Source organism: Mangrovibacter sp. MFB070 (assembly GCF_000705335.1).
Taxonomy (GTDB): Bacteria; Pseudomonadota; Gammaproteobacteria; order Enterobacterales; family Enterobacteriaceae; genus Mangrovibacter; species Mangrovibacter plantisponsor.
Genome location: NZ_JJMI01000025.1, coordinates 59,881 through 72,226, shown reverse-complemented (window position 1 = coordinate 72,226; position 12,346 = coordinate 59,881). Strand labels below are relative to the sequence as shown.

At 36.9% G+C, this 12,346-nt stretch carries 12 protein-coding genes; all 12 read left to right on the top strand.

Annotated elements, in window-relative coordinates; translation table 11 throughout:
- Nucleotides 1-3: 3 nt before the first annotated feature.
- Nucleotides 4-288, top strand: coding sequence for a hypothetical protein (locus DT73_RS12500; RefSeq protein WP_036109179.1), 285 nt, complete (start codon nucleotides 4-6; stop codon nucleotides 286-288).
- 2 nt (nucleotides 289-290) lie between these two features.
- Entirely contained in the window at nucleotides 291-668 is a 378-nt protein-coding gene (locus DT73_RS12495; protein ID WP_036109174.1) for a hypothetical protein, read from the top strand.
- A 4-nt stretch (nucleotides 669-672) separates the two neighbouring features.
- Complete coding sequence (locus DT73_RS25140; protein ID WP_051691367.1) at nucleotides 673-3,555, top strand: phage tail protein; 2,883 nt, start codon at nucleotides 673-675, stop codon at nucleotides 3,553-3,555.
- Nucleotides 3,545-3,670, top strand: a complete 126-nt coding sequence (locus DT73_RS26935) for a hypothetical protein (RefSeq protein ID WP_255358353.1) — start codon at nucleotides 3,545-3,547, stop codon at nucleotides 3,668-3,670. The genes DT73_RS25140 and DT73_RS26935 overlap by 11 nt, the downstream gene beginning before the upstream one ends.
- 70 nt (nucleotides 3,671-3,740) lie before the next feature.
- On the top strand, nucleotides 3,741-4,199 hold the full coding sequence (locus DT73_RS12485) for a phage tail tube protein (RefSeq protein WP_036109171.1): 459 nt from the start codon (nucleotides 3,741-3,743) through the stop codon (nucleotides 4,197-4,199).
- A 1-nt stretch (nucleotide 4,200) separates the two neighbouring features.
- Nucleotides 4,201-4,500: a hypothetical protein gene (locus DT73_RS12480; protein ID WP_036109168.1), complete on the top strand. Its 300-nt coding sequence runs from the start codon at nucleotides 4,201-4,203 to the stop codon at nucleotides 4,498-4,500.
- 35 nt (nucleotides 4,501-4,535) lie between these two features.
- Entirely contained in the window at nucleotides 4,536-4,820 is a 285-nt protein-coding gene (locus DT73_RS12475; protein ID WP_036109165.1) for a hypothetical protein, read from the top strand.
- Nucleotides 4,820-7,204, top strand: a complete 2,385-nt coding sequence (locus tag DT73_RS25135; protein WP_051691366.1) for a hypothetical protein — start codon at nucleotides 4,820-4,822, stop codon at nucleotides 7,202-7,204. The genes DT73_RS12475 and DT73_RS25135 overlap by 1 nt, the downstream gene beginning before the upstream one ends.
- Before the next feature lie 58 nt (nucleotides 7,205-7,262).
- On the top strand, nucleotides 7,263-7,823 hold the full coding sequence (locus tag DT73_RS12465) for a hypothetical protein (protein WP_036109163.1): 561 nt from the start codon (nucleotides 7,263-7,265) through the stop codon (nucleotides 7,821-7,823).
- Between the two features lie 13 nt (nucleotides 7,824-7,836).
- Nucleotides 7,837-8,463: a hypothetical protein gene (locus tag DT73_RS12460; protein WP_036109160.1), complete on the top strand. Its 627-nt coding sequence runs from the start codon at nucleotides 7,837-7,839 to the stop codon at nucleotides 8,461-8,463.
- Nucleotides 8,464-8,475: 12 nt separating this feature from the next.
- Nucleotides 8,476-8,877, top strand: a complete 402-nt coding sequence (locus DT73_RS12455) for a hypothetical protein (protein WP_036109146.1) — start codon at nucleotides 8,476-8,478, stop codon at nucleotides 8,875-8,877.
- The gene (locus DT73_RS26770; RefSeq protein ID WP_051691364.1) at nucleotides 8,870-12,328 is read left to right on the top strand and encodes a DUF1983 domain-containing protein; all 3,459 of its coding nucleotides are present in this window, start codon (nucleotides 8,870-8,872) and stop codon (nucleotides 12,326-12,328) included. The genes DT73_RS12455 and DT73_RS26770 overlap by 8 nt, the downstream gene beginning before the upstream one ends.
- The last annotated feature ends 18 nt before the right edge of the window (nucleotides 12,329-12,346 follow it).

Genomic DNA, 12,346 nt, shown 5'->3' with positions numbered 1-12,346 from the left:
AATATGAGTAGAGCATTTACCAAACAACAAGTAACTGCTCTTCTTGATTATTTTGGTGAAACAATAAGTATAAATGGTAGTACTGATATAACAGTAATATTTGAACAAGAACAAATTGTAATCGATGGTACAGATGGTTTAATTCAAACAGAACAAATGTATTTCAGTACTAAACAAGGTATTGTAAACCTAGAAGATACTTTCACATATAACTATAAAAACTATCAAATCTATGACATATCCGACGATTTATCAGGAATCGTTAATGTCTATTATCGGGAGATCTAAGCATGAATATAATAACAATAAAAAATCATGTTTACGATCTCCTTTCTTCTGATGGTCTGGTTATACGTGAACCACTAAAACAACAAGAAGATAGAAGTTATGCATTATTAATTACTAACATTACAGAACAACGTCAGGATAACTTTAGCAAGATTCAGAATGCACAATGTCAAATGGATATTTCATGTACATCTAAATCTGCTACGGATTGCCTTACTATAATGAATCAGGTTGTGAGTATTGTAAATCAACCATTCGTGATTGAAGGTGTGAATGTATCGAGTAACAGTATTGTTAGCAGTACTGAAGATATTGATCCAGTCAGTGGCATAAATACAATCATGTTAACAGTACAAATAAATTACATAACAAGGACGTGATTATATGTCAGGAATATTTTTAGGGAACAGAACAAAGATCTTCTACAACAACGATGCGTTTAATACGACAGTAAACAGTGTTGGATATGTAGAAATTGATAACCTTGCTGAATTCCCAACAGTAACAATTAACAGTGATAATACCAGTATTGAAACCTATCAGGACGAATACACACAGATTATATCTGGAAGTATGAATATTAATTCGGTATCTATCGTTGTTCACTATGTACCGGATAATCTTTCTCACCAGTACTTACTAGATAGGTTCAGTGATGGTGAAAAATTTCAAATTAAAATAAGTCTATATGAATCTGATGAATCCCTTGACCAGCACTACATTATTCTCGCAGGTTTTTGTACTGCCTATTCAGATTCAAGTGATCAGAATGCAGTATTTGACCGTTCATACACTTTCACAGCAGAAGATGTGGTAAGCAGGGGTACTACACAAGACTTGCCTAATCTTTCATGGGGTGATTTTGGCCTAGGTTCAAATGGCCTAGAAGTACCTCATTATGAATCAAGTACACCAAGCGGAAACAGCCTAATCAAAGTACCAGCATTGCAGGAACAGAATCCCCTTGGTGTTGATATGTACGGTACTGCATGGGTTGATGGTACTGATACTCTTAAGATTGTAGGTAATTCACTTGGCACACCACATCTTTACGTACAGAACAGTGATACATCCTGGACGAAGATCCCCGAACAATCAGAAATTAATGCTACGTTTACACCAATGACACGCAAAGTGAATGGATATGATTTAAGTACTGATATTGTATTATCAAGTACTGATACTGGTTCACTTGCAATTGCAAATAATCTATCTGATTTGAATGATACAACAGAAGCAAGAACTAATCTTGATGTGTATTCAAAAGAAGAAACTGATAGTTCATATGTACAAAAAACATTAACTATTAATGGTCATGCTTTAAGTACTGATATTGTATTAACAAGTACTGATACTGGTTCATTGGCAATTTCAAACAATCTATCTGATTTGAATTCTGTATCAACAGCAAGAACTAATCTTGATGTATATAGTAAATCAGAAGCAGTACCAAGTACATTAACTATAAATGGTCATTCACTATCAGGTAATATTACCCTTTCAAGTACTGATACTGGTTCATTAGCAATTACAAATAATCTATCTGATGTAGATGCAACAGAAGCAAGAACTAACTTAAATGTGTATTCGAAAAACGAATCCGATGCCAAATATGCACAATTAGGTATTAACAGCGATATTACAGATTTAACCGCTTTAAGTGGAAGTCTTGAATTAGGTGCAGATGCTCAAAGTGATTATGACGCTGTTACATTACGTCAATTACAATCTGCCATTTCAGCGGGTGGAAGTGGTGGCCCAAGTCTTAACGGTGTAATGAACAATCAGATCGGTGCTGTAAGCTGGTTCGCTGGTACTCGTGCCACAATGTGGTCAGGATGCTTGCCAGCAGATGGACAGCTTTTAAACCGTGCTGATTATCCTGATATATGGAGTGCTATCAGTAATGGATTACTAAGTTCAACTACTGATGCTACATGGACTGGTTCAGCAACTGAAAGAGCTAAGTACTCTACAGGTGATGGTTCTACTACTTTCCGTATGCCTGATCTTAATGGTGCGTACAGTGGTTCTTATGTAGCCCCTGTATTGCGTGGTGATGGTTCCGGTACTTATACAGTAGGTCAGATGCAACAAAACGCCGCACCGGATATTCAAGGTACTGTAAGACAAGTTGCTGAAAGTAGTGGTTTGATAGAACAAAGTGGATTAACTGGAGCTTTTGCCTCTACATATGACAGAACAACGTACTGGAATTTATTTGGTTTAACTACTTCTGGAAGTGGTGCATTCCCAAGTAGATATGATTTTAAAGCGTCACGTTCCAGTGCAGTATATGGACGTGATTCTACTACAGAAATTCGTATGAATTCAGCCGTGGGTATTTGGGTAATCCGTGTTAAGGGTTCTTTCTCAGCAGTTGGTACAAACTTTAATGTCATTAACGCTGATACTACGGCACCATCAGCCGGAACAGTTGTATATGGTGGTGACTTAATCAGTAAGTATCAGGTTGGTGGTGCTGATTATGCAGCAGTTAAACTACGTGCAAGAACTACAATAGATGGGGCAATAGTACCTCAAATTGATGTAATTGATTCTCGTGGTACAAGTACCAGTACTACATCATTTGATATTACAACTTCTAATAAACGGACTATCTATGGTTTAGATATACTTGTTTCAGCTACATCAATTACAGTACATGCAGGTGAAGCTTACATACCTGGATTGGGAAGAAGCTTAGAAGTAACTAGTGATATTACATTAGCAATCAGTTCTACAACTGCATCAACATGGTATCATATATATCTTTATGATAATGCTGGTACACCTGCTATTGAATACTCAACCACAGTTCCAGTTGATTATGCAAAACCTGCAAAAATCAAAACAGGCGATAGTACTCGAAGATATTTGGGTAGTTTTAGATCAACATCTGCTAATGCTGTCATCCCAGAATTTTGTAGTAATGGTAATTGTAATTATGAAGATAACTGGGGGTCATCGTGTCGTGTATTAGCCGCAGGAACGGCAAATACTTCGACATCAGTTGTTGCAAACACATTAAACCCATCAACAGCTATACGAACAAGAGTATGTGTAACTAATACTACATCTTATTCTGGATATGTAGTATGGGTTGTTTCACGCAGTGGTAATTATATGGTTCATACTGCACAGTACGGCAAAGGTATATTTGAAGTTCCTTTATTGGCATATCCTTACATATACTATTATTGGAATAACACACCACCAGATGGTGGTGCATATATTGATATAGGAGGATATACATATGAACGATAATACACAATATTGGGCTGTAAAATCAGATGGTAGTTGGCGATGTGTGTTGGCTGATGATGTTTTAGAAGATGATGAAACATTAGTAACTGAACAACCTCCCAGTACCGAAATATAACAATAAATAATATTAGTATAAACACAGTGCGGTACAGGAAGTACCGCCAAATTATAAAAAGGAATTAAATATGGCAATGGATATTTTCTCTGGTGCTAACATCCTAGTACAGATTGGTACAGCAGGTTCAACCGAAGCAACTGATTTTGTAGAAGTACCTGAAGTTGCAAGTTTTACAACAAGTGGTGCGGAAAGTACCGTCATTACTGTTAAATCTTTCAACTCAGCATATGACCGTAAACTATTGGGTACTAAAAATGTTCCCGACATTACATTAACTGTAAACTATCTACCAGATGATGCAGTACATCAACAATTAGAAACCGCAGCAGAAAACCAGTCACGTATTCAGGTTAAATTATCTTATTTTACTGATGCAACTAAAACAGAAGGTTTCAGTGTTACCTATAACTGTTTTGTTAGTAAATCTACAATTGCAGGTGATAAAGATCAGGTAATCACAAAAGATTTCACACTTGGTATTGATGGTGGTGCAGTAGCTACAGCCGTGATTACAGCAGGTGCATAATATGAATAAGCAAGAACTATTAAAAGCACTTAAACCTGAAACGAGGAAGGTACAGCTTGATGTAGATATGGATCTTTTCATTCGTCTACCATCACTGCAAAACATGCAGAAATGCCAGGATGTAGTATCAAATATTCTGTACTGCATATGTGATGAAAATGCAGTACTTGTATTTGAAGAAAAAGACTTAGATTTAATAGATTCGAAGTACTTATCACAGATGAATGAACAGATTATTGAATTCATCAATGAAATGTTCAAAGTTGAGCAAACAGTTGAAGAACATATTGAAAAAAAGTAAGAAGCAATAACCATGTACGCTTTTGTTTAAGGCAGATGATTAGATCAGGTGAATTACCAGATGAACCTGATTTATTCGATGCCTTATATGTTTTCGATACATTCATTGAACCTACTTCAGCACACATTCAACAATTACGTTTTGCCGTCTTGTGTGATTTGATTCTGAAATCATCCGGTAATGTTAGTGAAAGTGCTTTCAAAAATGCAAGTTATGAAGATTGGGATTTTTACAACATTCTTAAATCAAAAGAAGAAAAACAGAAAGATAAGAAGAAAAGCGAAGTAGAAGCTTTCAAGAAATTAATGGGTGGTAAGTAATGGCACAACCAAATCAAAATCAGCAATTAGTATTCAATATTACTGGTAATTCTCAGGGATTAGTACAGGCACTTCAACAATCAGAACGTGCCTTGAGTACTTTCGGGAAAAATTCAGGTGGTGTGTTCAGTACTGTAAGTGGTGGCATTGGTGACATGATAGGTCGCTTTACCAGCCTTAATCCGGTAATGCTTGCTACTAGCTCAGTTGCTACAGCGATGGGTGCTGCTTTCGTTAAAGTAGGTGAACAAGCAGAAAAAGCAATGGAAATTATTGCAGCAGCTAGTAAAAGTGGTATGTCAACAAGCCAGTTACAACAACTCGCTAATGTGTACCGACAAACTGGTCTAACACTCGATAACATCGCTGATCAACAGAAGGATTTGAAGGATAAGTTACAAGATGCTCTGTTTAATAATGCAGGGAGTATGTTAACAGATGTTATTCAGCCTTTAAAATTGAATATATTTGAACTTCAGAAGATGGCAAGTGCGGGTGAAGATGTATATTCGAAAATTTATTTCTCAGCAAAAGCACAGGGTTATTCAAATTCTGAACTTGTTAATATGTTTGAAACGCTTGGTAATGATGCAACCAGCAGGTTAGCAGTACTTCAACAGTTTAATACAGAACAGGACTATCAAAATAGTTTAAGCCAACAAACAGTAACGATGACTGAAGACCAAATTGCAGCTTTCAAACGATATGATGCAGCTACTAATGAATTAAGTAATACATGGCAAAAATGGTTAAATGATTCTCTTTCACCAGTTGCAGATACATTAGCTGGTATTTTGGAAACAATTAATAAAATAAATGCAACTGGCCCGGTAAAAAATCCAGTAGTAACTAACCTTGCGGCAGGTGCTTCAATGTCAGCAGCACAGTACGCACATTTAATTGATCCTAATAATAAACCAGATGTAAATGCACTTGATGCACAAGTTAGTACATTAACCAGTGATATTACAAACATTCAAAAAGAACCAATAGGTTCATCAGCAGCCACTTTAAAAGCGGGAATGGCAGCTTTTCAGACTTCAACACAGAAGGCACAGGCAACACTAGACAGCCTCAATCAACGTTATCAGCAAACAAAGCAAGAAATCAAAAACAGTTTACAGAGTGCATATAATGGTGATGTAGCAGCACAGACAGCAGCACTTCAAAAGCTCGATTCTGATTATCAGGCAAAACTAGCAGAATTGAATGCTCCTAATTTGGCAAAACAAAAAGCAGCAGCCGATAAAGCAGCAGCAGCCGCAAAGGCAGCAGAACAGAAACGTATTCAAGCACAACAACAGTTAAATGCTGTACTTGGAAACATGGGTGATACAGCCGTTGCCGCACAGCTTGCTAAGTTCGATTACCAGCAAAATGAAATGGAACGCAAGATCCGTGAAAGTGCTAAAACACTTGGCCTAAGTGAAGCAGACACTACTAAGTACTTAGAAGCACAATACAAGTCACGTTCTCGTGCTTTCAGTGAAATGGTTGACCAGATGGTTTCAGAAAGTGATCCAGAGAAGCTAAAAGCTAATCTTGATGCTATCGGGAACAGATTAAATCCTAAACAGACACAGAAGGTACTTAAAGATCAGTCAGACCGTGTTTCATCAGCAACTGGTGTTAACAATAGTGATAACCCATTCAGCCAGGAATATGCAGATTCTATCAAAGAACAACAAAGTACTTTGAAGGATTCATATACTAATGAACTTGGATTACTTGAAGATCTGAACCGTAAAAAACTAATCAGTGTTGAACAGTACAATCAGAAGAAATCAGCTTATGAAAGTGCATACCAACGTAAGACATTAGAACTTGAGAGCCAAACACAGATTGCCCAAATGGGTATGATTAGTACAGCAACCAGCGACATGGCTACCATGATGGCGGGTGCATTCGGTGAATCAAGTGGTGCAGCACAGGCTTTTTTTGCATTATCAAAGGGTGTCGCCGTAGCAACCAGTATTATCAAGATTCAGCAGGCACTAAGTGAAGCCCTTGCTACACCATTCCCACAGAACATTGCCATGTATGCACAGGTATTGTCTTTAGGTGCTGGAATTATCAGTACTATCAAAGGTACTAACATTCAGGGACAGGCTCACGACGGTATAGATAGTATTCCCAATGAGGGCACATGGAACCTTGCGAAAGGTGAACGTGTTTTATCAAATCCACAGGCTAAGAAGTTGGATAATTACCTAGATAAAAACCAGAATGCAAGTACTCAACCAACACAACAAACAGTGATTAACGCACCACTAGTTGTACAAGGTGGTTCTTCATCAGATGATGCACAATTCCAGGCAATGTTAAAGAAACACAAAAACAATGTTAATCAGGCAGTAAGGCAATCACAACAACGAAATACATAATAAAAGGGGCTATATGCCCCTTACTTATTTCATAAATACAATAACACGGAGGTACTAAATGAGTGTATTCACAAATAATATAAAGCTATCTGATGTTCAGGTAACATCGATGGAACCAATATACACCAATCAATCATGGACAGGTGTTATTCATACTAGAAGTACTGGCATTCAGTACTACACAATACAATTTACAATGCAATTCGAAAAGAAGTACTTACAAGAATACAATGCATTCATTGCACAATATTCACAAGGCCGACCATTTAATTTATCTCTTGGATTCTATGGTAACTATCTTGGTACACAAACAAAATCAATTCAGGCTACAGCAGCCCGTGCAAAAGGTTCATACCAAATACCCGTTGCATCAGGGTATACAGTCGAAGTGGGTACTTTGATTCAGTTCAGTAACCATAAAAAGATTTATCGGGTAATTTCCAATGCTAATAATGTACTCAGTGTATTTCCAAATCTACGCCAGAATGTCGTTATTGGTGAAATCATTAAGTACAAAGGTATTGAAGGGCAATTTATGTTGAATCCCGATAACGATTACAGTTTAACCGTTGGTAATGCAATGAGTATTCAACTTAAAGCAACAGAATATTTACAATAACGGAGTACTAACAATGACTACATATACAAATGCAAGCCTGTTGCAGTATTACAATATGCACAGGGGAACTAATAAAACCAGTCTTACACTACCAGAAGTAGTATCAGTTGGTTGTACTGTAATAGCCGTTGATGTAATGCCAAAATCAATCACACCATTGCACTGGAATGATGGATTTACAGATATTTCAATTAATGGTGTTCAGTACATTTCATATCCCGGTTTTATGGATAATGGTTTTCCTAATATTACAGAACAAAAATCAATAACAAACGATGGTATAACTTTTACCCTATCAGGAATTGAACAGGACAATATGGTACTTGCATTAGAAGGGGCATACCAGAACGCAAAAGTTAATTTTATGTTGGTGATACTAAATCCAGCAGATAATTCAGTACTTGAATATCAAACAATGTATTCGGGCTATGTCGATTATGTTAGTGCAAGTGCAAACAATCAGCATGATTCAATCAAGAATGAATTGGAAATTAACATCAATAGTATCTGGAAGAAGTTAGACAATGATCCAAAAACATTAGCAGCTAACTCAGTACATCAATCGATGCATCCAGGTGATAATTTCTTTTCCTTATTGGGTATCCTTCATGCAGAGCAAACATGGAAGTATAAATCATGATGAGGAATCGAGATGATAGGACTAATTAATATATTAAATGAAGCATTGGATAATCCATATGAGATTGGCAAAAATGATTGTAATTTGATAGTACTCAAATGGATTGATCTATTTTGCGGTACTGACTATATGAGTACTGCCAATCTTGGATATGACAATGTAAAAGATGGATTAAAACTATTTCAGTCAATTGGATTTACTGGAATTGAAGAATTAATAAAACAACACTCCGATGAAGTACAAACACCAATACTAGGTGATATATGGGTTGCTAGTACTGGTCTTAATGTAACGGTATTTCAGCACAATGCACATATTGCAGTACTTGAAGATCATACGGGGTTTTATATGAACAAAAAAGCCATTACGGAAGATGGTAAGTTTTACAGACTAAGGAAGGTAACAAATGGGTAAGGGTGGCTTTAGTAGCATTCTAAGTGCCGTGGTGATGGCGGTTGCCGTGGCAGCGAGTCTATGGACTGGCGGAGCGTCTTTAGCTATTGCCGCAGGGATTGCCGCAGGTGCAGCGAGTTATATTGCAACTAGTTCAATGATGGCGGCAGTGTCGGGTACACAAACAACAGATAGTGCAACAACATTATCACGAACGACAAGCCCGACATCTGGACTTCCAATCGTGTACGGGGGTGAAGCACCAGATTTTAGTTCGTGGGATAATGGTTGTTTCATAAAGGTGGGATCTATTGTTCCCTGGTACAATATACAGAATAATAACAGCCAGTACTTATATACTGCACATGCATTATGTATGGGGCCAGTACAGCCATTAATAAGCCAAATATACTTCGATGATGAGCCAGTACTTGACTATCCGATTGAAGCGGAAGGACTGGTAAGTAATTCAAAACTTAAAGACAAATACAAACCGTACTTACAATTAGAAGTCTATTTTGGTAATTCATATTCTGGTACTTCCAGCCTTGCTACACAATATGCAGGTTCTCAATGGAATAGTACTTTCCACGGTAACAATATTGTACAGGTTCATACTGTAATCAAGAAAACACAGGATTCATTAGAAAATTCAATTTTGGTTAATGATAACTATGTTCTTACAGCAGAAATAAAAGGCCGATTGATTTATGATTTAACCGATGGAGTAACACGGGCAAGTTCAAATCCACCAAGTCAGATTTATGATTTCATTACAAATACAGAATATGGAATGGGTATTGATCCTAGTGTAATAGATTTAAATTCTTTTAGTTCAATTGCACAGTACTGTAATCAGTACGGATATTATTCTAACGGGGCAATCGATTATCAGAAATCGAATAAATCAAATATTGAAAGTATTCTTCAGTCATTTGGTGGTGTTCTCTATGTTCACGCAGGTAAGATGTATTTAACTCTGGATGTGGCATCCAGTTCAGTAGCATCATTTAATGAAGATACCATATTTGGTGAATTGACCTATGCAACAAGCGGTATGAGTGAGTATTTTAACGCCATAGATGCCACCTATACGAATGTTGATAATTCATATTCAAGTGATGTTTTAAGATTACCAAGTGACATTACACAAGACGATGTAATTAATTCTGATGGACGTATTATCGTAAATGATTTGGATTATTCCTGGATTTACGATAAACAGAAAGTAGCAGAACTTGCTAACAAAGAACTTTTAAAATCAAAGTACTTACTTAATACCTTAGCATTCACTACTGATAGTGGTTGGGATTTAAAACCGTGGGATGTTATTACAGTTAGCTTTTCAGAATATGGACTATCTAACAAGAAGTTTCGAGTACTTTCAAAAGAAATCGTAATGACACAAGACGGTATAGGCATGGTGAACCTAACATGTGTTGAGTATGCAGATGGGGTATATAACGGGACTGATCCTGGGGTGTGGTCTGTTACTGGCAGTATTGCTAAAGCAGTAAGTGTACAACCACCTTCTAATCTTTCGGTGACTCGCAAAGGTACTACAAACAACGGACTAACAGTCGTAATGGATTGGGACGCCAGTATAGATCCTAACCTATTGGGATATTATACATACTACCGACAAAGTGGAAGTACTACATGGTTGATCGCTGGTCAAACGAGTAAGTACCTAACAGAGTATGAACTTTATGGCCTTAACCAATCAGTAGCCTATGATTTTGCCGTTGCTGCATATAACAATCTTGGTTTTGTATCAGATAAGGTAAGTCAAACAGGTGTAGTACCAGATTATAATTTCACAATGCCTGAAATCAGTAATCTACATCTTGTAAATAATGACTATGGCAATACTCAAACAGAACAGACAGATTTTATTATCGGGTGGAATGCACCAACAGGTAATGTTAATGGTAAACCTTTCAGTTCTTATTTTAAACAGTACGAGATAGTTGTAAGGGATTCACAAGGTACACAATTAAACCGTTATTACACTACCAGTACTACATGGACGTATACCTATGCTATGAATCAGAATGATGGTCTAAACCGTCAAAGAACATTTGGTGTTATCGTCCATGGTCAGTCAGCCAGTGATTATTCAAGTGAAGTACAACTAACTGTCAGTAACCCACAAGCACCATTAATTCAAAATGTACAAATGGATTCGGCTATAGGCCAAATAGCGTTCACCTACGACTCAGACAATTTTCCTGATGATTTTGCAGGTGTATTATTCCAGGTATCAAGTAGTTCAGATTTCAGTATTGGTGTAACTAATTTCACTACTACACAGTACTATACCTATTTCGCTACTATTGATGATGGACAATATTATGTACGTGTTGGTATGTATGATAAATTCGGTATGGATAATATTAACTGGAGTGCAATAACACCATTTAATCAACAAACCAGTGTTCCATTCAGTCAACTAAACAATGATGTTGTTGACGGGATTCTGTCAAGTTCTGAATTCAATACTGTAAAAGAAGAAATCATAGACGAGGCGGGTTATACGGGGTGGACAGTTAGCGTTAATAACAATAACTATGTTAGTGGTATTTCACTTGCAAATAGTGGCACTGAGTCATTATTCACAGTAGTAGCAGATCGCTTTAGCGTGATTGATTCAGCTACAGCAGCAAGTACGAATAAAATTTATCCTTTCGTGGTTCAGAATGGTGTTTCATATATAAATGGGGCAGTTATACAGTCTGCAAGTATTGGTTCGGCAGCTATTGGTACTGGTGTTATTAACAATGCACATATTGCCGATGCCAGTATAAGTACTGCCAAGATACAGGATGCAAGTATAAGTACTGCCAAGATTGCCAACACTATACAAAGTACTAACTATTCTTCAGGTTCAGCGGGATGGATTATTAATAAAAGTGGTTCTTGTCAGTTTAATGATGTAACTGTACGAGGTACTGTATATGCAAGTTCTGGTTCATTTACGGGTAGCGTGTATGCAACTGATGGGTACTTTAGCGGTACTGTTTATGCTAACAAGATTTCAGGTAATATTGTTAATGCTTATGCTCTTGGAGGTGTGGATCATACTTGTACACAAAGTGAAATAGGTAATTCATTACAATTCTACAGCAAAGTGAATGTGGTTCTTGGTGAATCATTTCCTACTACTGTTTGTGTACCTTGCTGTACAATTTATAACACGACAGATCAATATAATGAAAATCTAATTGCAGAAATTCTAATTGGTGGGACGGTTGTAGCGAGTAATGCATTAAGTGGATTAGAACATATTACACTAACTGGAAGCAGAACTTTCGCAGCAGGTACTACAAATCAGGAAGTAAGGATCCGCATAAGGGGTATACCAACTGGTAAAGGGTATCAAATGACGATGAGTGCTTGCCAGGTATTAGTATTCAAAACTGATTCAACAAACTTTAGTTCTGGTACTAATAATGCTACTGCGAGTTATTAACAGATAAATACTAGAAGA